Source organism: Paenibacillus sp. P13VS, from assembly GCF_015143645.1.
Lineage (GTDB): Bacteria > Bacillota > Bacilli > Paenibacillales > Paenibacillaceae > Paenibacillus > Paenibacillus xylanilyticus_A.
Window position 1 is genome coordinate 675,249 of record NZ_WYEV01000004.1, and the last position, 21,820, is coordinate 697,068.

The 21,820-nt window shown below is 49.9% G+C and carries 14 protein-coding genes; 5 read left to right on the forward strand and 9 right to left on the reverse strand.

Features of this window, described 5'->3' with window-relative positions:
- Positions 1–16 precede the first annotated feature (16 nt).
- Entirely contained in the window at positions 17–463 is a 447-nt protein-coding gene (locus GUA98_RS12835) for a hypothetical protein (RefSeq protein WP_193723248.1), read from the forward strand.
- Positions 464–624: 161 nt separating this feature from the next.
- On the opposite strand, the gene GUA98_RS12840 is transcribed toward GUA98_RS12835, so the two are convergent.
- The gene (locus GUA98_RS12840) at positions 625–4,083 is read right to left on the reverse strand and encodes a glycoside hydrolase family 2 TIM barrel-domain containing protein (RefSeq protein ID WP_193723249.1); all 3,459 of its coding nucleotides are present in this window, start codon (positions 4,081–4,083) and stop codon (positions 625–627) included.
- Between the two features lie 412 nt (positions 4,084–4,495).
- Here GUA98_RS12840 and GUA98_RS12845 point away from each other — a divergent pair, with 412 nt between their 5' ends.
- Positions 4,496–5,074, forward strand: coding sequence for a hypothetical protein (locus GUA98_RS12845; protein WP_153977060.1), 579 nt, complete (start codon positions 4,496–4,498; stop codon positions 5,072–5,074).
- A 246-nt stretch (positions 5,075–5,320) separates the two neighbouring features.
- A complete protein-coding gene (locus GUA98_RS12850) occupies positions 5,321–7,093 on the forward strand; it encodes an alpha-glycosidase (RefSeq protein WP_153977059.1) in 1,773 nt (590 codons plus the stop codon).
- 261 nt (positions 7,094–7,354) lie between these two features.
- Here GUA98_RS12850 and GUA98_RS12855 read toward each other — a convergent pair whose 3' ends face one another.
- Genes GUA98_RS12855 through GUA98_RS12865 form a run of 3 tightly spaced genes read right to left on the reverse strand, consistent with a single transcriptional unit; the run spans position 7,355 to position 11,567 of the window.
- Positions 7,355–8,776: a class I adenylate-forming enzyme family protein gene (locus GUA98_RS12855; RefSeq protein ID WP_193723250.1), complete on the reverse strand. Its 1,422-nt coding sequence runs from the start codon at positions 8,774–8,776 to the stop codon at positions 7,355–7,357.
- Positions 8,773–10,188, reverse strand: coding sequence for a hypothetical protein (locus GUA98_RS12860; protein ID WP_193723251.1), 1,416 nt, complete (start codon positions 10,186–10,188; stop codon positions 8,773–8,775). The genes GUA98_RS12855 and GUA98_RS12860 overlap by 4 nt, the downstream gene beginning before the upstream one ends.
- Positions 10,189–10,190: 2 nt before the next feature.
- The gene (locus GUA98_RS12865) at positions 10,191–11,567 is read right to left on the reverse strand and encodes an alpha/beta hydrolase (RefSeq protein ID WP_193723252.1); all 1,377 of its coding nucleotides are present in this window, start codon (positions 11,565–11,567) and stop codon (positions 10,191–10,193) included.
- A gap of 497 nt (positions 11,568–12,064) precedes the next feature.
- Here GUA98_RS12865 and GUA98_RS12870 point away from each other — a divergent pair, with 497 nt between their 5' ends.
- Positions 12,065–14,221 carry an alpha-amylase family glycosyl hydrolase gene (locus tag GUA98_RS12870; protein WP_415753021.1) on the forward strand — a complete coding sequence of 719 codons (2,157 nt, stop codon included), beginning with the start codon at positions 12,065–12,067 and terminating at the stop codon, positions 14,219–14,221.
- Between the two features lie 83 nt (positions 14,222–14,304).
- Here GUA98_RS12870 and GUA98_RS12875 read toward each other — a convergent pair whose 3' ends face one another.
- The 4 genes from GUA98_RS12875 to GUA98_RS12890 form a co-directional block, all read right to left on the reverse strand.
- The gene (locus GUA98_RS12875) at positions 14,305–15,594 is read right to left on the reverse strand and encodes an MFS transporter (RefSeq protein ID WP_193723253.1); all 1,290 of its coding nucleotides are present in this window, start codon (positions 15,592–15,594) and stop codon (positions 14,305–14,307) included.
- Between the two features lie 149 nt (positions 15,595–15,743).
- Positions 15,744–16,580 (reverse strand): sugar ABC transporter permease, encoded by an 837-nt coding sequence (locus GUA98_RS12880; protein ID WP_127538467.1) that lies wholly within the window; start codon positions 16,578–16,580, stop codon positions 15,744–15,746.
- Positions 16,577–17,932 (reverse strand): sugar ABC transporter permease, encoded by a 1,356-nt coding sequence (locus tag GUA98_RS12885; RefSeq protein ID WP_153977054.1) that lies wholly within the window; start codon positions 17,930–17,932, stop codon positions 16,577–16,579. Before GUA98_RS12885 ends, GUA98_RS12880 begins: the two co-directional genes overlap by 4 nt.
- 45 nt (positions 17,933–17,977) lie before the next feature.
- Positions 17,978–19,267, reverse strand: coding sequence for a maltose ABC transporter substrate-binding protein (locus GUA98_RS12890; RefSeq protein ID WP_193723254.1), 1,290 nt, complete (start codon positions 19,265–19,267; stop codon positions 17,978–17,980).
- A gap of 445 nt (positions 19,268–19,712) precedes the next feature.
- Here GUA98_RS12890 and GUA98_RS12895 point away from each other — a divergent pair, with 445 nt between their 5' ends.
- On the forward strand, positions 19,713–20,747 hold the full coding sequence (locus GUA98_RS12895; RefSeq protein ID WP_193723255.1) for a LacI family DNA-binding transcriptional regulator: 1,035 nt from the start codon (positions 19,713–19,715) through the stop codon (positions 20,745–20,747).
- A gap of 146 nt (positions 20,748–20,893) precedes the next feature.
- Here the strand turns inward: GUA98_RS12895 and GUA98_RS12900 are convergent, their stop codons facing one another.
- Positions 20,894–21,652: an SDR family oxidoreductase gene (locus GUA98_RS12900; protein WP_193723256.1), complete on the reverse strand. Its 759-nt coding sequence runs from the start codon at positions 21,650–21,652 to the stop codon at positions 20,894–20,896.
- Positions 21,653–21,820 lie beyond the last annotated feature (168 nt).

Here is a 21,820-nt window from a genome sequence, read left to right on the forward strand (position 1 = left end):
CAGGAGGATTATTACCATGTGGTTAAAAAAGATCATGGGTGCAGGTATCGTTTTCTCTGTCCTGCTCATGCCCATAAATAAATTGGATGCTGAAAGCAGAATCCCTGCTGAGACATCATCTAAGGTAGCCAATGCTGCAGAAGATTCAGTAAAACCAGATCTGAATGCTCTGCTCATTGGTCAAACCCATCATCAAGGCCGTGCAGCATACACCGGCAGCTTCACGATGGTTGCTGACAATGGAACGCTTGCGGACATCATCATTGAAAATCATAGTAATCACCCCATGTATATGAACCTGTATGTTGACGACTATAGTGAGCCTATGGAGACCACGATCAGCAAAAACAGTGAAAAGACCGTGAATCTCCTTGCCTTACAGGACACCGATGTCAAAGTATACATCTACAGTAGAATAGGGCATGACATGGATCTCTCTATACGTGCGGAGCAATTCCGTTAGACATTCGCGCTCAAATAGGTTACATACCAAAATCCCCTTCACTTGTGCGGTTTAGGTTCATTTGAACTTAAATCACACACCTTGAAGGGGATTTAATTTATTTATATAGTTTATTTTAAAAAATTTACTCTACTATAAGGCCGTGTATCTCTTAAAACCACTTACTTCTCAAACCGGAACCATCCGAAGTCAAACTGACTTCCCGGCAGGAAGATAAAGGTCACTTTTTGCACGCCTGATACCTGTTCAAGCTCAAACACCCGCTCTTCATACCCTTCCGAGTGCATGAACTCAACCAGCTGATTGCTCTGTCCAGCTTCGCCTGCGAAGCGGATATGAATCGTGTTCTTATCAATCGGTGAACGGCCATAGATGACGAGCTTCGACGTGCCTTCTGCCGTAAAGTCCATGTTTTCGAACTCCAGTGACACGTTGTTACCGATCCCCTCTACATACTCATCTTGGATCGAGAACGTATCGCCGTAGAGATGGTCGCATGAAGCGGCTGTATTTTGCTCAAATGCACGACTCTGACGCTCGAACGAGAAGCCCTTGATATGAATCTTCTGCTTCAGTACAAAACAGATCGACGTAATGCCGCTCAGCCGCTTGGACAGCTGGTACGTCTCTTCCTGATACACATTCCATCTGGATTCCTTCTGGTAAACCACGTCAGCCAGCAGCGTGCTGCCCTCTTCATCCGGCATACCCTCCCAGATTTGCAGGAAATAATCCTCGCTCGACAGTGCAAAGATCGGAATCGTAATGGTATCGGAGCCGTACGGTCCGAAGTCGATATTGCGGAATCCGACATGCGTCTCCCCATCACGACTTGTCGCTACACCGCGTTCGTTGCCGTTACCGACATCGCCTTTGGTGTAATCGTACAATCCACCAGTAATGAAGCCGTACGGATCTTTGTAGGCTGTGCCCAGACCCGTTGCTTTGAATTCAAGCTGCGAGATCAGCTTGGTTTTGTCCGTACCATTGCTGCTCGTTGCACGAAGGCGGAATTCGCCATCACCCAACGCTGATACGCGTACTTCCAGACCGTTCGCTTCGACCTTTGCAATGTTGGACTCAATACCGGCATCGTTGACCACAGCCCATTCAATGTCACGGTACGACGTGTTCTCAGGATACAGCTTGGCGGTAACCACCATCTCCTGGATCGACGGATCGAAGGCTTGCCCGGCTTCACTGATAATCTCGATTTTTCGCAAAGGAATCTCTTGCACATGTCCGGTGAGGACTGGACGTTCTTCGTTCTCGGTTAACACGGTTTGTCCTTGAGTCGCAACGGATGCGGACGCACTCATGACTTCGCTATCCACTGCCTTCGATTCAAACTCGGCTGCTGCACCCTGGAGTCCTTCGGAGGTTACTTCGATCCGGATGCTGCCCGGTTCATGTGTTGCCCCGATGATTGCCATCAGCTTGCCGCTGAACAATCTTCTGCTCAGACCTTTGTACGGATCATAGTCCGTGCTGTCCCCGTTATCCAGACCAAGCAGTCGTCCTGCACCAGTCACCTTAACTTGTACACGATTGTTTGCATTTTGCACGGGATTGCCTGCTTCATCTTCCACTTGAATTTCCACGAAAATAAGATCAGTTCCATTCGCTTGCAGCTGCTCTTTATCTGCTTGCAGACGAACCTTCTGTGCGTCCGTATAAGATCGCTGTACATCCGTTGCGATAATTTCCCCGTTCTCATCATAGGCGATCGCTTTCAGCTCGCCCTCTTCATACGGCACTTTCCACCAGCCGACCAGCTGGGTTCCGTTCGCATGATCAATATCATACGTGCCGATCGTGTTGCCGTTCAGCTGCAATTCGATCTTCGGCGCATTACTGCACACGCGTACATCAATCAGCTGACCAGGGCTGAAATCCCAGTAAGGGAACAGGTGCACCATCGGGCTTGTTTTGTAATCGGTCCAGGCTGCTTGATAGATGTAGTAGGAGTCTTTGGGGAACGTTGCCGTGTCCAGCTGTCCAAAATATGAATTCTTCGTATGGTATGGCGTCGGCTCTCCGATATAATCGAACCCCGTCCACAGGAATTGCCCCAGTGAATATGGCCGATCCCGTTCGGCCAGAATGCAGTATTCTGCCGACTTCGCGCCCCAGCTTGTCGTGCTGTTTCCCAGTGCAGAGCACTGCTCGTCATCATCTGCCAGGATGGATTGCTCGAACGGGAAGTGATAGATCCCGCGGCTCTGGACTACAGATGATGTTTCACTACCGTAGATGATCCAGTCCGGGTGCTCCTCGTGATGCTTGTCGTAATATTTCTCCGCATAGTTGTAGCCTGCCAGCTTCACGATATCCGCGCATTTTTGCGCATTTTCCCAAGGCATGTAGTTGGAACCGATGGTTATGCCTGCGTTGCCTTTTGGATCGAATTCCAGTACATACTCCATCAGCATTCGCGTTACTTCCTGGCCCCGTTCATCTGCGTGGGTATCATAGATTTCATTCCCGATACTCCACATGACCAGACTTGGATGGTTGCGGTCACGCTTCACCCAGCTCTTTACATCCGTGTGTGCCCATTCCGGGAAAAATCTCGCATAGTCATAAGGCGTCTTGGATCTTTCCCACATGTCGAAGGCTTCCGAAACGATCAGCATGCCCATCTCATCTGCGAGCTCCATGAACTCCTTGGCAGGCATATTGTGCGCGGTCCGGATCGCATTGACGCCCATCTCCCGCAGCAGGTTGAACCTTCTGCGAAGTGCCGTCAGGTTGAAAGCAGCCCCCAGTGCGCCCAGGTCATGGTGTTCACACACGCCGTTCATTTTCATCTTGACCCCGTTCAGATGGAAACCTTCGTTCGGATCGAGCTGGATGTCCCTGAAGCCAATTCGCTGCGATACCGATTCAAGCGTCTGTACATGCTGGTCTGCATCCACCACTTGCAGTTCCGTAACCAATTCATACAGATTCGGTTCATCCGTACTCCACAGTTTTGGGTTCTCCACCACGATCTGCTGACGATCCGTTACTGCCGTATCTCCGCTTGCAGCCGCCGTAACCGCCGCTGTATTAGTCGCAATAACCTGACCCGCATATCGGATCGTATGCACAAGCTGTGCGTTCTGATCGATATTCAGCTCCGTGTCCAGTTCAACCTGCCAGCCCGCGGGCTGCTGCTTGATCGATACGTAGATGCCATCGGTTACGATATGATTGCGGTCTCTCGTCTTGAGCCATACATTGCGATAAATTCCGGCTCCGGAATACCATCTGCTGTTCGGACTCTGATGCACCACTTTTACGATAATTTCATTATCACCTTCCACCAAAGCCTCCGTGATCTCATGTTCAAACGCGGAATAACCATATTTCCACTCCCCGACCAGCTGGCCGTTTACATATACGGAAGAGTTCATGTAAACGCCATCAAAACACAGCATATGCTGCTGATCATCCTTCGTGTACGGGAATGTCTTGCGGTACCATCCAATGCTGTCTTCGTACAGGTCGAGTGTATTGTAGATCAGCCAGTCATGAGGAAGCTCCACAGGCTCGAATCCCAGTCCCGCAGGGTCCGTAACATCCAGTTTGGTTTTGGCAAATTGCCACCCATCATTAAAAAGCTTTTTCTGGTTCATCGCTATTCTCACTTTCTGTGTGATTTATGTTTGCGTTTACAAAAAAATGACGACTTTCGCCGATAACCTTTTCGAAAAACGGTTCGACGTGACATGAATACTCCAACCGATTATATCATCTGATGGTTTCTATGTACTTTAATTTCATGCATTTTTTGGTGAGATTATATGAACAGTCCACATTAGAATTTAATGGGTGCCTGATGGCCTCTACTCATGTTCAGCTGAGCGTTCATATTTGAACATATGGATATTCCTTTATACCTATATAATGTATCAGTCTAACGATTCAAATTTAAGGAAACAACGCCGGTCTCCAAAAATTTGTAAAACTATTCCTGTAATTTCTTGTAATCCTATGTTAGATTATCCCTTGGAATAAAATCACATCTATAGATAGGGGACATGTAACGTGAAAAAGAGGTCTTGGGTATTATCCATTATTATGAGTTTTGTATTGCTGGGCGGGGTATTCGCTCCTGCTGGTTCCTATGCGGCTGCAGCGGAAGACACCACCACTACATATTCGGAAGATAACTACACGGAAGTGGACACATCGGAACAAGAGCCGATTCCTAGCGCTGAAGAGGAAGATTTCCTGAACTACCTGGATGCACTTGATCGCACAACTGTTTATGAAAAGAAAGCCCTGGATTCCATTGGCAGCACGTATGTTACATCCGCCAACCGCAAATCCATCTTCCTGAAATTGAACAATACTGCGGTTCCCAATTACACCAAGTATGTGTCCATGCTGAAGCAGATCAAGCCAGAGAACGCAGAGCTGCAAAAAATTCATAACAAACTGATCAAAGGAAGCTATGCACAGCTTGAAGGCTATCTGCTGTTCAAGAAATCCGTATCCAAAACCAAAGTAAATAGCGCCCTTCTGAAACAAGGCAATGCCAAAATTGACACAGGCATTAAAATTCTGGAGCAATACAAAAAAGAAATCCAAGCCTACGCACAAGAACTGGGCTACGATTTTTAATGAAGCAAACTTTAGACGAAAAGCCCGAGCAGAGGCATTCACATCCACCTGCCTTCCCATTTAAATAAATTGAGATTTCAGGAAAAAAAAGTGTTTTCTTTTGCCGGGATAATTCGTATAATAGCCGTATAATCAAAAGGCTATGCTGCCGAAAGGTACAACCTCGTGAACAATGGAGGTTGTGCCTTTTTTGCGTTTTCATGGCCGAATATCATCTGAATTTCAACGTATAAGGAGTGATTCAACATGATTCTTGAAGCCATTTACCATCGTCCCAAATTAAACTGGTCCTATGCCTACGACCGGTCTACCATGCACCTGCGACTGCGTTCCAAACGCGGAGATCTGGATGCGGTTATTGCCATTACCGGGGATAAATATGCCTGGGAGCAGACCATCACCCACACACCGATGCGAATCTTCGCCCGGGATGAGCTGTTCGATTATTGGGAAGTCGAAACCCAGCCTCCCTACCGGAGACTGCGTTACGGCTTCCAGCTGGTCGAGGGCGAGAAAAATGTCTGGATGACCGAACGTGGATTCGAGGAAGCTCTGCCGGAACATCCGCTGGAATTCTTCGATTTCCCATTTATGAATCCGGTCGACATTTTTGAACCGCCTGCCTGGGTCAAGGACGCTGTATTTTATCAGATTTTCCCTGAACGCTATGCGAATGGTGATCCTTCCATTAGTCCGAAGAACGCCGAGCCTTGGGGTGGGGAGCCTACACCGGTTAATTTCTTCGGGGGTGATCTGCAGGGTGTGCTGGATCATCTGGATCATCTGAGTCAGCTTGGCGTGAATGCAATCTACTTCTGCCCGCTGTTCGAGGCTACAACCAATCACAAGTACAATACAGCCGACTATATGAAGGTGGACCCTCATTTCGGGACCAATGAACAGCTGAAAGAGCTGGTGGATGCCTGTCATCAGCGCGGCATTCGGGTTGTGCTTGATGCGGTCTTCAACCATTCGGGCAGAGAGTTCCCGCCTTTTGCTGACGTATTGGCGAACGGGGCAGCTTCCCCCTATGCGGACTGGTTCTACATCAGGGATTGGCCGCCACGCATTGAAGATGGCATACCGACCTACGATACCTTTGCCTTCGAACCGCTTATGCCCAAGCTGAATACGGAGCATCCCGAGGTTAAAGCCTATCTGCTAGAGGTGGCGCGGTACTGGATTGAGGAAATGGACATCGATGGATGGAGACTGGACGTTGCCAACGAGGTGGATCATCAGTTCTGGCGTGAATTCCGTCAAACGGTAAAAGCCATCAAGCCTGACGCCTATTTGCTCGGCGAGATCTGGCATGATTCACTGATGTGGCTGCAGGGAGATCAGTTCGATGCGGTGATGAACTACCCATTCACCAACTCGGTACTGGACTATGCAGTTCACGGCAAGCTGGATGGACTTGGCTTCGCGAATGAGATCGGCAAGCTGCTCGCAGCCTACTCCCAGCCTGTGACTGAAGTTGCCTTCAACCTGCTTGGCAGCCATGATACACCCAGACTGCTCACCCTGTGCGACGGGGATATCCGCAAGATGAAGCTTGCCGTTACTTTGCTTCTCACGTACCCAGGTGCACCCTGCATCTATTACGGAGACGAAGTTGGCCTGGATGGCGGATATGATCCTGGCTGCCGCAAATGTATGGAGTGGGATGAAACCAAGCAGAATCTTGAGCTTCTCGACTTCTTTAAGCAGACGATTGCCCTCCGCAAGGAGCACCCTGCACTGCGTAGCACCGAGTTGAAGATTCTCCATGCCGAAGCTGGAGATCCGGTGATTGCAATGGAACGAGTGGATTCAGCCACAGGGGAACGTTTCCTCATCGTGCTGAACGCTGGTGACGAAGCTTGCAATATAGACCTGCCGCTGACGGATCGAAGCGTCTGGCGAGACCTGTTTACGACCACTTCTATAGAAGCGAAACAAAACAGATTATCTGTAAAACTGGAAGCTTACGGCTTCTCCCTGCTGCAGCTCGAAGTGAAACAACCTGCAGAAGCCTGATCACCTGACTATTCCTATGGCAGCAGTCTAAGACTTAGGCATTTCACCGTCCGTGCACCCTATTTCTTGATAAACGAAAGAACAGGACGACATGCCATTATCGCAATAATCAATTCATTAAAATTCATTAATTCCGCTCTCCTTTTGGGCAAAAAAGGGCTGAACGTTGAATAACGTCCAGCCCTTATCTCTTAAGCGGCCCCATTAAGCGTTCCAATACCCTAATGAACTATCCAACATCCCTCTTCTTAGGATATAAGCTTACGACGATTCCGATTCCAAAGCTGCAGATGTCTCTTCCCTCGCTGCTGCAACTTCATCCATGGGTGAATCAGCTGCTGCAGGTGTTCTGACTTTCTTCATTCTCGAGCTCACAAGTCCCTCTTCCGTAATGACAATTTTCTGTGGAATCTTGTACGGAGGCAGCTTGTCCTGGCAGTACGACCAGATCAAACGTCGCAGCTCGGCAAGCGTGCAGTCTGTCGCGAGCTTAACGGTGGCCTTCACCTTCTGGCCTGTGATGCTGCTCGGTTCCCCTGTAACTACTGCTGCCTGGATGCAGTCCATCTGTTCCAGAATGCTCTCCACTTCGGCCGGATACACCTTACGCCCGCCTACATTAATGATCTCGGAGCGGCGCCCCAGGATACGGATATACCCCTGCTCCAGTACCGCTTCGTCCCCTGTGCGCAGCCATCCGTCGTCCGTAAATGGTGACGGGGCGTTCAGATAACCGATCATCGCTGTTTCTGTCCGGATCTGAAGCTCCCCTTCAACTACCCTGAACTGGACGTGATCATCATGAATGGCAAACAGCAGCGATCCTGGCTCCTTGGAACGTGTTGGCAGAATGCCGAGTTCAGACATTCCATATGCCTGTATCGTTCGTATCCCTGGGAACCGTCGATTCCAGGCAGCCAGTACCGTTTCGGGCATGACCTCTGACCCGTAGGAGACAACTTCAAGACTCGATAGATCGTATGCCTCATCATTTCGGCCCAGAAGCAGCAGATTCATGAATGTTGGAGAAACCGGGAGAGCCTGAACTTGATGCTTCTCAATGGTCCGGCACACTTCCTCGGGGGAACGATCGGCAATAATGCACAAGCAGCCTCCACTGGACAGCGATTGCAGCATTGTATTCACCCCGCCAATGTGATCAAACATCATGAACGGAATCGTTCGCAATGGCCGCACCTGCCGCCGAAAACGCTGTAAGAGCCGATCTGCACGATGAACCGTGGCCTTGCTCACACCTGTTGATCCGGATGAGAAGAGAACGAGTCCACCCACACCTTCCTGCTCAAGCGCAGCCAGTAAAGCAGGACGCAAACGGGCATTAGACTTATCCCGGATTGATAACCTGCCATTTTCAATGCCAAGACGCCACTGTACCTGTGCCAGCTGAATATATTCCTGCCGCTTGGCTTCAACCAGATGAAGGTCCATGGGCAGCACAATGCATCCCTTCCCAAGAAGTGCGATGAACGCTGCGGCCGCATAAGGAGAGTAGTCCTCTTCCAACGTCACGAGCTGTCCACGCAGTCCTTCTGCCTTAATCCATTCATCCATCATTACGATCTGATCAAGCAACCATGCGTAGCTATACTCCCGATCTTCCCAGATGAATGCGGGACGCGCGCCTTGTTCTGCGAATCGCTCCAGCAGGAATCGAATGCTCATCCCGCATCCTCCTCCTGATCAGGCAGCCATTGCTGTTCCAGATAGTTCACCAGCGAATCAACTGTTTGATATGGACTCTCTGGCAATGAAGCTGCGGCCATCTCGGAAAGTGCGGCTCCTGCTCCCGTTCCCCATTCGTCTTCAAGCCCCTGTTCGACGACAGCAAGCAAGGACACCAGCTCCAGTGAATCCAGTTGTCCATCTCGGCCATATAGCGGAGCATTCCCACCCTTGTCGAGGGGTATGGTCGTATTATGGTACGCATTCAGTTCCCGGCAGCTATCCAGTACAATGCGCAGCAGGGCATCCCTGTAGTCATTTTCGGTTCGCGGTTCCATCTGCCGATTGAAGCACGCCTCCTGCGGCACAGCACGTCGGAGAGCTTCGTACCAGCGCCATTCATCGGCTATCAATTGCTGGATTACGCTTGTTAGCTGTACCCGCCAATCCGTCCGCTGCTTGATCCGACTGACCTGAAGCAATTGATTTGCTTTCTCCCAACGTTCAATGATTGCGTCATACGCTACAGAATACTGATCCAGCGGAGAACCGAGCCATAGCGCGGCTTCTTGAAGCAGATCACGGAGAAAATAACGGCTCCAGCGCATATCAAACAACAGATTCGATACCAGCGTGTCATCGGCTTGCTTTCCTTCATTCCCCTCCTGCAGTGCCTTCATCAAATGAAGGGAAACGCCTTGTCCAAAATGATAACTGCGCTCCTCTTGCGTAATGGTCCTGCCCGTCATAAATTCACTGATCTGTGTCCCCAGCGCCTGGGTCAACATGTCACGATAACCGGAGGAATCAAGCTTTCCGGTTGAACGGACGTCCATGGTGCCATAGGTACGCAGCTTCTCCTTACGCTTGGCAGGAGCTAGCTCGGGTATGCTTTGGTTTCCTTTCCAGAATTCATGAAAGGCTTCTTGGGAAATCTTCCCCATATATTTCGAGGGTACCGGATCATAGACGTGAAAATGCTCATCATCGATGCCATACACTGCAATCCAGTGATCCACAAGATGCAGACGAGAGCCTGGTTTGACATGTTTGCGGATGTACTCGGGGTTCTGATAATCTTCGCAATACGGCAGGTGATAACTGGTTCCCGTAGCGAGAAAGAGTCCCCCTTCGCCTATATGCTGCCGCATATGCACCTTCCCCTCCTCGAAGCTGCCAAGCTCCCGCTGGCCATACATCTCCCAGATTGGTTCCTCATAGTCCAGCTTGTGAAAATAAGGCTTCACCAGTCCGTTATCCGCGCACGAAGGGAGGCAGTACAATCGGCTTGCGGCGAGCAGAGCCAGGCTGCTGATCGAACCTTGCCGCAGAAGCACCTCATGAATCAGAGGAAAATTGCAGGGATAGTAGTAAGGGATGTCCATTACTGGAGCGAACGATTGGATCATCATGATCATTGACCTCCTGTTCCCGCTTTGGCAGTTGAACTGCCCCATGACTGGATGCGGTAATGTACTGACATGTTATCTGTTGCCCGAATGACCCGATTGGCTACTGGCATGCCACTTTTGTCCGTCTCAAAACGCCGGAAACCACGTGTGAACCGGAAGGAAAAACCGCTGTCGCGCGGAACAAGGTAACAGCCTTCATAACGCCCCGTTCCCGTCCGAACCAGCTTCATGCCCATCCCTCCATATATGGATTCAGCTGGTTCCTCTTCATGTTCCACTTCGGCACAGATACATACCTCAACGCGAGCAGAGAGTTCAGGAATAACGGTATACTGACGAGTCGTTGATAACTCTCCTACGGTCAGAGTGATGAGCGCACTACCTGGTCCGACAGGCACCAATTCACCATTCGGCCGTACTCGAAGCACATGTGGGTGACTTGATGTATAGCTCCCTTCGAGCAGGCTCTCTACCCATCCGCTATCATAGTGAAGCCGTGCATTAATGCACGTGTTCATTCCACCGGATAAACCAATGATCTCTCTGCCTTGCATTTCCAATGCCACAGGTTGGCCTACTTCGCCGAACATGTATAGTAACGGAAGGTCGACACGTGCTCCCCAATCCGATTCCTGATGACAGGCCTCCGGTTGCTCCAGAAAAGCCAGGCTACCCCGAGTTCCGATACCTCTCTCAAGTAATTCATGAGCAACCCTTCTTACCTGGGAGGGCAGGAAGAGTCCTTCTGCATCCCCAATGTCCATCCACATTTGCACGTCTGGCACCTCATCCGGCAAGCGATACATCGCTTCTTCCAATAGACCGCTGTCCGACATTTCATCCAGCTGCACATCTACCAAAAACGGCGACATCATAACCAGTTTTCCGAATACCTCCGGATTCCGCATGCCCATATGAAGTGTACATAGTGCCGCTGCTGATGAACCGAGCAGCCCTGTATTGGACTTGTCCGGAAGTGTACGGTATCGATGGTCGATCAGGGGCTTCAGTTCATGAATGATGAAATGCTCGTATGCGACCCCTGAACAACCCACGCTGATCGCTTCCCTCTCGGGTGCAATGAAGTGATAGAACTCGTTGTGCGTCACCGGACGGACATGCGCAATGCCAACCATAATCAGTGGCTCGATCCGCCCGGACACAATTAGCTCGTCCACCGCTCGGTCCATATGCCACGTTTCATTGCCGGGTCCGGGTGGACCAAAGGCCCGCTGCCCAGCATGAACATAGAGAACAGGATAATGCCGATCCGTCTGCTCCTGATAACCTGGCGGGAGGTACACATAAATGTTGCGGACATTGCCCAGCTGTGACGCATGAATACCTTCCAGACATTCTATGACCGAATGCGTGCTCAATGGATCATCAACCGCCTCTCATCTCCGAATTGCTCTGAATCATACATGATTCAGGTACCCTACGTTCCCCTATTCCATCCCCGCCATGGCTTCATGCACAAACAACCCCGCCTCAGTAGAGACGGGGTTGTTTCAAGACACATCAATGTCAAAATACATGGCCCTCATATTGGTGGATCTGCGAATAGTTTAAGTCCCGGATCGTCATTTGTAAATATGAAAATAGAAAAAAAATTCTCTTGAGAAAGTTATTGACATAATTGTAATTTTTTCTTACGATAACGATGTGATCATAACTCGAGGGCCATGCTTTTAAACCCAAGCGGTTTAGGACAACCCCGGTAACTCCCCAGGAGATACCGGGGTTGTTGGCGTGTCGAAGGAGGGAAGTCTTTAAGCCACAGAATGTCTCCTCGTACAATTGTAAGCGCTGTTATTCAAGAGCCAGGTTAGTTGTTTTTGTTGAAAACTACTACATTCATGAAGGGTGGATTACCATGTTTCAAATGGCCAAACGCGTTCTCCTCAGTACCACGCTAACGTTCAGCCTGCTTGCCGGCAGTGCATTGCCTTTCCTGCCTGCTTCCGCGATTTATGCCGATGCGGATACGGCTGTCACCAACAAGCAGAATTTCAGTACCGATGTCATCTATCAAGTTTTTACGGACCGGTTTCTGGATGGTAACCCATCCAACAACCCCACCGGGGCTGCCTTTGATGGCACATGCAGCAACCTGAAGCTGTACTGCGGTGGCGACTGGCAGGGGCTGATTAACAAAATCAATGACAACTATTTCAGTGACCTGGGTGTCACAGCCCTCTGGATCTCCCAGCCTGTCGAAAATATTTTTGCAACCATCAACTACAGCGGTGTAACCAACACTGCTTATCACGGCTATTGGGCACGGGATTTCAAGAAGACCAATCCATATTTTGGAACCATGACCGATTTTCAGAATCTGGTAACCACCGCCCATGCTAAAGGCATCAAAATCATTATTGATTTCGCGCCAAACCATACGTCCCCTGCCATGGAAACCGATACGTCCTTCGCTGAGAACGGCAAACTGTTCGATAACGGCAACCTGGTTGGCGGGTACACCAATGATACGAACGGATATTTCCACCACAATGGCGGCTCCGATTTCTCCACGCTTGAGAATGGCATTTACAAAAACCTCTACGATCTGGCCGATCTGAATCACAATAACAGCACGATCGATACATATTTCAAAGACGCCATCAAGCTGTGGCTGGATATGGGCGTGGACGGCATCCGTGTCGATGCGGTCAAGCACATGCCTCAGGGCTGGCAGAAAAACTGGATGTCATCCATCTATGCGCACAAGCCGGTATTTACCTTCGGTGAATGGTTCCTGGGATCGGCTGCATCCGATGCGGATAACACGGATTTTGCCAATGAATCTGGTATGAGTCTGCTTGATTTCCGTTTCAATTCGGCTGTCCGCAACGTGTTCCGGGATAACACCTCCAACATGTACGCGCTGGATTCCATGCTTACTGCTACGGCAGCAGATTACAATCAGGTCAGTGACCAAGTCACTTTCATTGACAACCATGATATGGACCGTTTCAAAACAAGTGCGGTGAACAACCGCCGTCTGGAACAGGCGCTGGCCTTCACGCTGACCTCACGTGGCGTACCTGCCATCTACTATGGTACCGAGCAGTATCTGACCGGGAACGGCGACCCGGATAACCGGGGCAAAATGCCTTCCTTCTCCAAATCGACTACAGCGTTCAACGTGATCAGCAAGCTGGCACCTCTGCGCAAATCCAACCCGGCGATTGCCTACGGTTCCACACAGCAGCGCTGGATCAACAATGATGTATATATCTATGAGCGCAAGTTTGGCAAAAGCGTTGCCGTCGTTGCCGTTAACCGCAATCTTACGACGCCAACCAGTATTACGAACCTGAATACGTCGCTTCCATCAGGAACATACACCGATGTGCTGGGCGGCGTGCTGAACGGAAACAACATCACGTCCAGTGGAGGCAATATTTCTTCCTTCACGCTCGCAGCAGGAGCTACCGCTGTGTGGCAGTATACGGCAAGTGAAACGACGCCAACCATCGGTCACGTTGGCCCTGTAATGGGTAAACCAGGTAACGTCGTTACCATCGACGGACGCGGGTTCGGCTCTGCCAAAGGTACCGTCTACTTCGGTACAACAGCCGTTACGGGCTCAGCCATCACTTCATGGGAAGACACTCAGATCAAAGTCACCATTCCACCCGTAGCAGGCGGTGACTATGCAGTGAAAGTAGCTGCCAATGGTGTAAATAGCAATGCCTATAACGATTTCACCATCCTAAGCGGCGATCAGGTCTCGGTTCGGTTCGTCATCAATAATGCCACAACTGCGCTGGGTGAAAACATCTACCTGACGGGCAACGTGTCCGAACTGGGGAACTGGACCACAGGTGCTGCTTCCATTGGACCAGCTTTCAATCAGGTCATCCACGCCTACCCGACTTGGTATTATGACGTAAGTGTTCCAGCCGGGAAACAGCTGGAATTCAAGTTCTTCAAGAAAAACGGCGCTACCATTACATGGGAAGGTGGATCCAATCACACCTTTACAACACCGACCAGCGGTACTGCCACAGTAACGGTAAACTGGCAATAACTAGCCATAATCCAATAATGAAGCCCGGAGCAGCGCTCATGCAGCGCACCCTCCGGGTTTTGACGTTTCATCTTGTTTCTGGTTTATCGGTAAGTTCGAATGGACTTCAATGTGGTCGCGGCAAGGATTCCGGTTGCGAGCAGCAGCATGCCGAGTCCCTCCAGGACCGCCGCTGCCCCCCACTGATCAGCCATCACCGAGACAACTGTCAATCCCAGGATAGGCGCCGTGCTTGTAATTGTACCGACAACACCATAGATTCTCCCCTGCAGCTCATCGGGTACCGCTGTTCTTAGCATGATCTGGGTGAGCATCGTGCAGCAGGCAAACATCGCTCCCCCGCCCACGATAAGCGGAAGTGCCATCATGGGAGAAGTTACCCGGGACAGGAGAATATAGAGCGGCCCCAGAACCAGCAGACCGATGAATACCCATCGCCCTCTTCGCTTCATTCGTTTTCCCGATGCGATCAACACTCCCGATCCAAGCATATAACCAAGCGGAATACACGTTTCAATCAATCCAAACTGTACGGGGTCTGCTTCCCATACCTTGACTGCCATCACCTGAACCAGCATCATGGCTGACATAAAAAATAAAATCAGCAGTGGATTAAGCAATACAATCGACCGAATTAGTGGACTGCGATAGATATAGGAGAATGATCCCCGCCATTCCTGAACGAAAGTGGTCCGCTGATCGCCCGATCTTCTGATCTCCGGGAAACGGCCGGCCATCAGCACACATACCGCCGACAGAAGAAAAGTTGCTCCTGTAATCAATATGGCGACAAACCCGCCAAAGGCGGCAACGGCGACTCCGGCTGCTGCGAGTCCGCTGATTCGGGCCAGGTTATCCACCAGATGAATGGCCCCCGTAGCTTGCTGAATATGCTCCCTTCCCACCATACTTGCCACGGACGCGTGGAATGCAGGCGCCTGAAACAGGCTGGAGAACATGGAAAGCGAGAGCATCAGCAGCAGCACAGGAAATGGTACATGCAGCCCAAACAAACCAATCGCGATACATATGGCCATCACACCCCGAAATACATCCGAGGTCAGCATCAGCTTCCGGCGATCCAACCGATCAGCAACCGTACCTGCCAGTGATCCAAACAAAAAACTGACCGCCATGTTGCAGATTTGAACAGCAGCCATGCTCTTGGCACTTCCCGTTGTCTGGAGCACCCATAGACTAATGGCAATACCGTTAAAGCAGTCTCCAAACACAGAGATGCCGTAGCCGTATAAAATCCTGCGGAAAGTGACATGCTGCCAGAGCTTTGGCGGAACCTTGTTTTCTTCGCGCAGCACGGCTTGTCCCTCTTCATATCCAATCGCCTCGGGCTCAGTGGACGGTATTATTCCCATACTTCCCTTTCCTCCCCTTGTTATGATGGAGCCCTAGGCAAAATCAGGCACTTCCGTTGTCATGTCCGTCGAAAAGAGACATACATGGCGGAAGTGCCTGAATGTGCGGCCGCGTAGAGGCGGCCATCTATGCTGTTAATGGCACGGCATTATCCTTTGGAGGCACCTGTTGTGAGCCCCTGAACCAGGAAGCGCTGAAGGAACACGAACAGCAGCGTAATCGGAATCGCAATCAGCACGGCCCCTGCGGCAAACATGGTGAAGTTACTGTCCTGGTACCGGTTGACCAGATCCCACATGCCTACGGCAAGCGTCCAGTTTTCCTTCGTCCGCAGAACAAGCCGGGCGAAGATGAAGTCCATCCATGCGCCAGTGAAGCTGGTTAGCGCCACATAGGTCAGCATCGGTTTGGATAACGGGAGGATGATGCTGGTGAACACCCTCAGATGACTCGCACCATCAATGCGTGCTGCCTCATCCAGACTGCGCGGAATCGTATCGAAGAATCCTTTGACGATAAATCCGCCGAGTACCGCTCCGGAAGAATACACTAGAATCAACGCGGCATGCGTATCGAGCAGTTTGATCTGCAGCAAAATGATATAGATCGCGATCATGCTCATAAAACTCGGGAACATGCCGAGAATCAGCATGGTGGAGAGAATCGTCTGCCGCCCGCGAAACCGGAAACGGGATAGGGCATACATCCCAAGCGTCACCATGAGCGTGGAGAAGATCATGGTGAAAAAGGCAATTTTCAGCGTGTTCAGATACCACCTGCCATACATGAAGGACGGATTGTTGAACAATTCGCCATAGTGGGACAAGGTAAAGGCTTCAGGCCACAAGCGCTCGCTGAACAGTGCCGCACCAGGTCGCAGGGAAGAGAGAAAGATCCACAACACCGGATAGACAGAGACCACGGCAATGATGATCAGCAGCACATAACTAAGCGTTAACCGCAGCGGATTATTGCGTTTCTTCATTGAATCATGTCCTCCTCCTTAAACGATTTGGAGCGACGGAAATTCCAGATGGAAAACGACGCGATAATAATGAAGATGATGATGCCCACCGCTGAAGCCATGTTGTATTTGTTGTTGTCCAGCGTAAGCTTGTAGAGCCAGGTCACCAGCAGGTCTGTTGCTCCCGCATACTGGTAATCTCCGCGTAACGGATTACCGTTGGTCAGCAGGAATATGACATTGAAATTGTTGAAGTTGCCAGCAAATTGCATGATAAGCACCGGAGTTGTTGCAAAAAGGATGAATGGCATCGTGATGATCCGGAATTTCTGGAATGCGGATGCTCCATCCACTTCAGCGGCCTCATACAGATCACGTGGAATCGCTGTCAGAACGCCAAGGATCAGCACCATGCTGACCGGAATACCGATCCACATGTTAACAACAATAACCGTGACCTTGGCCCAGAACGGATCGGTCAGCCAGGGCAGTCCCTCCAGCCCAAAAGCTCTCATATACGTATTAATTGGACCGAATTGACCATTGAACAGGTTCCGCATGAGCAGCAAGGAAATGATCTGTGGTATGGCATAAGGGAGAATGAAGATCGTCCGCCACAGCTTTTTGAACCGGATGCCGCGCTGCTCAATCAGCAGTGCTACAAGTACCCCGCCAAAATAAGTGGTTACTGTGGCTAGTACCGCCCATATAACTGTCCACGTTAATACACCATAAAAGGTGTGACTCCATGATTTGAGCTGAATCAGGTCGCTAAATGTCTTGAACCCTACCCAATCCACGAGCTTGGCAGGCGGAATATGGTCCGGGGCCGAGTAGTTGGTAAACGCGAGGGTGATCGTAAACAGGATCGGCATGATCGTGAAGAACAGCACCCCCAGAGCCGGAATGGACAAAAACAGATACGGAAAATTTTTGTCCACCATATTACGGAGTGAAGCTGCCGCTCCCAGTGTTTTCTTTCCTTCCTCCCTCGCAAGTCCCGTAAGGTACGCATCACGGATGTTCAGGATGTAGACTATGATGAACACAAAAAACACGAGCAGCACAATAATTCCTTCTAACAGTAAAAAGATTGAATGGTCGCCCCGCTGAAGCACCGTAGACCCATTCACTTTGACAAAACGCTGCGTATTTTCCCCCAGTGTCCATATTCCCCATACGGCCTGCGACAGGCGGGGAAGCAGGTAAGCAAGACCTGCCCCCTCCAGTAACAGTAGGCAAATTCCCTTGATCCATTGCCGGTTGTACAGCTGTCCTAGACCCTGCAGTATGATTGATAATATGGCCGCTGTCATCCGGTGCTGCTTTTCCCTGCTCTGGGGAGCAGACACCGGGACATGCTGCTGTTTCATTCGCTCTCTCCTCTCCACCTTCTCCTTAACAGGTGCTCCGTCCGATTATTGAACCGTTGCCAGACTCTCCTGGATCTGTTTCACGGCGTTGTCCAGCGACGCCTTCACATCCTTGCCGCCATCCCAGATATCGGTCATGGCTGAAGTGATCGGGCCCCAGACGCTATCCATCGCGGGAAGCGAAGGCATCGGCGTCGAATTGTTGAACTGCTCAAGGAACGCCTTATTGATTGGATCCTCCTGTACCTTCGGATCAGCTGCCACATTGGCGTTGGCAGGAAGCGTGCCGTTCATCTCAAAGTTGGTCATCTGGGCATCTTCATTAGAGAGGAAAGCCGCAAAAAGTTTGGCTGCATTCGGATATTGCGTGAATGCATTGACGTAATAGGCTTTCACGCCAGAAAAGGATGTCATCGGTTTGCCATCGATCGCCGGGAGCGGTGCAACACCGAAATCAATACCTGCATTGCGATAGTCGGCAATCGTCCAAGGACCGTTAATGTCCATAGCCAGTTTGCCGCTGGAGAACAATCCTTTTTTGATATCATAGTTCACGTCACCCATCTTGAGCGGCAGCACTTCCGACTTCAGCGTCTTCAGGAACTCCCCACCCTTCTGGGCTCCTTCGTTATTCAGGCCAAGATCTTCGCTGTTCATTCCGTTATCCCCGAAAATATAACCGCCTTGGGAAGCCAGGAACGCATAATTGTAATAGAACTGCTGCAGTTCCCACATGAGGGCATATTGGTTGGATTTCACATCATTAAAGGTTTTGGCGAAGCTGACAATCTCCTCAAAATTCTTCGGTGCTTCCGGATAAAGTGCCTTGTTATAAAAGAGAGCGTACGTTTCCACGCTGTACGGATATCCGTATAAAATGTCCTTGAACGTAACGGCCTTCAGCGCATTTTCGCTGGTGTTCGCTACCGTCTCTGCCTCAAATATATCGTTTGGCAAAATGAGCCCCGCTTCTGAAGCGCTTCCAATCTTGTCATGCGGGAATACAACAACATCTGCTGCGAGTCCCGCCGGACCGTCCGTTGTCAGCTTGGTTACCTGATCGGTAGGAGGCAGCTCCTCCATCTTCACGGTTACACCATACTTTTCCTCAAACAGCCTGGCTCTCTCCTCTACAAAACTCTGTTGGTTCTTATCTTCCCAGATGACCAAAGTTGCGCCTTCTTCCGGCTGAAGATTATCTGCTGTCAGCTCCACAACTTCCTCTGGAGTCTCGCTTCCCCCCGCTGCCGGAGAGTTCGTTCCACCACCAGCCGAGCATGCGGCCAATGTAAAGGCCATGATGACAGACAATGTTGCCCCTTGCCATTTTCTCATGTAAAATGTCCCCTTCCCTCTGTTTGGTTCAACCAGTCTCGCGCTTTCCACCCTTGATTGGTACGAATGATGCAGGTTTTGCAATCCATGTTCGCTTTTGCACAAACGTTTGCTCAAATGGAAGACAAGGATACTTCTAAGTATGTATTCAGGGAGAAATATTCTAAGATGCAGGCTAAACCCACTTATGTAAGCGCTACAACAACAATCAAATCATACAATATCAGGCTTTCTTTGCACAAACGTTTGCACAAGCCATATTTGTTCAATTTCATCCATATTCCTTGTTCTACCTCCAGTAATTTCCTGTTTGCTTGATCTGTCTTCTTCTTCCTTATTTTTACTTCTTCTGTATCCTGCATGCTGCAGTTTGCAATTGATTTATCGAATCTGTTGCATTACCATAGGAGAATGTTGAAATGATGGATCAGAAGGGATTTTTTACATGATTACGATCAAAGATATTGCCAAAATGGCGGGTGTCTCCCCTTCTACAGTTTCACGGGTGATCTCCAACCATCCCAGAATCAGCACCGAGACGTCTCTCAAAGTGAAGCAAATTATGAAAGAACTGAATTACCATCCCAATATCATGGCCAAGAGCCTTGTATCCAAGACGACCCAAACCCTTGGCATCATGCTTCCGCGTCCTGCCGAAGAATTGTTTCAGAACTACTTTTTCGGAGAACTGCTGCGAGGAATTATTACGCATGCCACCCGCATGAATTATGAACTGCTGCTAACCACCGAAACGTCATCAGACAATGAATTACATGCGATTTCCCGCCTGGTTCATGGACGGAGAGTGGATGGCATTCTGCTGTTAGGCTCCAAACGGGACGACCCAATCATCTCCTTTTTGGAAGAAGAAAAGTTCCCTTTCGTACTGATCGGACGCAGCGAGGCTCACCCTGACGCGCCGATGGTTGATAACGACAATGTACAGACCGCTTATGATGCAACCCAGCATTTAATTGCTCAAGGGCATACACGGATTGGATTCGTCAGCGGCCCGCCGGACATTACGTTATCGCATGACCGCATGCAAGGATACCAAAAGGCACTTGCCGAAGCGGGACTTTATACCAATAATGACTGGATTGTGGAAGGAGAATTCCTGCAAGAGAGCGGATTCCGTGCCATGTCGTTGTTCATGGCCCTGCCCGACAGACCTACCGCCATCGTTGTGATCGATGATAATGTTGCTTTTGGCGTACTGAGAGCTCTTGCCGAACTTGGTTACCGTGTACCTGAAGATATCAGTGTGGTCAGCTTTAATAACATCGCCTTATCGGAATTAGCTTCTCCGCCTTTAAGCTCCATCGATATCGGAACCTACCAGCTTGGTTATACGGCTGTTCAAGTGTTGTTGAAAATTCTGAACAGGGAAACGCTGCCTCAGAATCCGGTCATTATTCCGCATCGTTTAATTGTGCGCGAATCTTCTCTCTTTTCGAAGTCTAAACCAGCCTCTATTTAGACATCATTGAAATTCAATACAGCAATGCAAACGTTTGTCCTTTTCCTTGAAATTCCTATCGATTTCAGTGATGGATGGCAGCAAAAAGAAGCCGCTGCATGCGGCTTCTCGTTTACATATCCATATTTGATTGTCATATGCATGGATTAATAGGCATTCCAGCCTGAGTCCGCTTCAATCACAGTTCCGTTCACGAAGCTGGACTCGTCCGAGCCGAGGAACAGGGCTACCTTGGCAATCTCTTCACTTGTTCCTATCCGCGGGTTAATCGCCATGCCCAGTTGTTGTCTCGACGCACCGAATTGGCTGATCCCTGTCATGGAGGAACCGATATTCGTTGCTACCCCACCCGGAGCGATGGCGTTGCAGCGAATGCCCTGACCTGCATACATAAACCCTGTATTTTTGGTAAAGCCGACCACAGCATGTTTGGATGCCGTATACGCCGCTCCCGCACGTCCACCATGCAATCCGCCTGCCGATGCAACGTTAACAATGACACCGTTTTGCTTCTCTAGGAAGATCGGCAGAACTTTGCGCGTTGTACGCATTACACTCGTGGTATTCACCGCAAAGAGTCGCTCCCACTTCTCATCCGTTACTTCCGCAGCCGGCTCCATGCCATCCATAATCCCTGCATTGTTTACCAGAATGTCTACTGTTCCGTACGTACTAACCGCCTGATCAATCAGGTTTTGCACATCTTCCTCTTTGGCCACATTGGCCAGAATCACGATGGCATCTCCGCCTTGGGCTTTGATCTCATTTACTACCGCCTGTGCGGATTCCTCGTTGATGTCCGATACAACCACTTTGGCTCCCTCCTGCGCATATAGCGTGGCAATCGCCTTTCCCATACCGGAACCTGCTCCTGTAACAACAGCTACTTTATCTTGAAGTTTCATCCCATGTATCCTCCTTTGTGTATTCGTTTACAATAAGTTAACAAACAAATGTTCATTAACTCTTATCCTTAGTATAATAAGTCATAGCATTCTGGTTCAATCAGTAAAAGCTTGCCCGATTGTACGTTAATGAACACTCTAGAACGTTAATGTACGTTTACTTGAATT

Coding starts and splice junctions, on each gene's coding strand:
- GUA98_RS12835 (WP_193723248.1), top strand. CDS start 17: ATGTGGTTAAAAAAGATCATGGGTGCAGGTATCGTTTTCTCTGTCCTG.
- GUA98_RS12840 (WP_193723249.1), bottom strand. CDS start 4,083: ATGAACCAGAAAAAGCTTTTTAATGATGGGTGGCAATTTGCCAAAACC.
- GUA98_RS12850 (WP_153977059.1), top strand. CDS start 5,321: ATGATTCTTGAAGCCATTTACCATCGTCCCAAATTAAACTGGTCCTAT.
- GUA98_RS12855 (WP_193723250.1), bottom strand. CDS start 8,776: ATGAGCATTCGATTCCTGCTGGAGCGATTCGCAGAACAAGGCGCGCGT.
- GUA98_RS12860 (WP_193723251.1), bottom strand. CDS start 10,188: ATGATGATCCAATCGTTCGCTCCAGTAATGGACATCCCTTACTACTAT.
- GUA98_RS12870 (WP_415753021.1), top strand. CDS start 12,065: ATGTTTCAAATGGCCAAACGCGTTCTCCTCAGTACCACGCTAACGTTC.
- GUA98_RS12875 (WP_193723253.1), bottom strand. CDS start 15,594: ATGGGAATAATACCGTCCACTGAGCCCGAGGCGATTGGATATGAAGAG.
- GUA98_RS12880 (WP_127538467.1), bottom strand. CDS start 16,580: ATGAAGAAACGCAATAATCCGCTGCGGTTAACGCTTAGTTATGTGCTG.
- GUA98_RS12885 (WP_153977054.1), bottom strand. CDS start 17,932: ATGAAACAGCAGCATGTCCCGGTGTCTGCTCCCCAGAGCAGGGAAAAG.
- GUA98_RS12890 (WP_193723254.1), bottom strand. CDS start 19,267: ATGAGAAAATGGCAAGGGGCAACATTGTCTGTCATCATGGCCTTTACA.
- GUA98_RS12895 (WP_193723255.1), top strand. CDS start 19,713: ATGATTACGATCAAAGATATTGCCAAAATGGCGGGTGTCTCCCCTTCT.
- GUA98_RS12900 (WP_193723256.1), bottom strand. CDS start 21,652: ATGAAACTTCAAGATAAAGTAGCTGTTGTTACAGGAGCAGGTTCCGGT.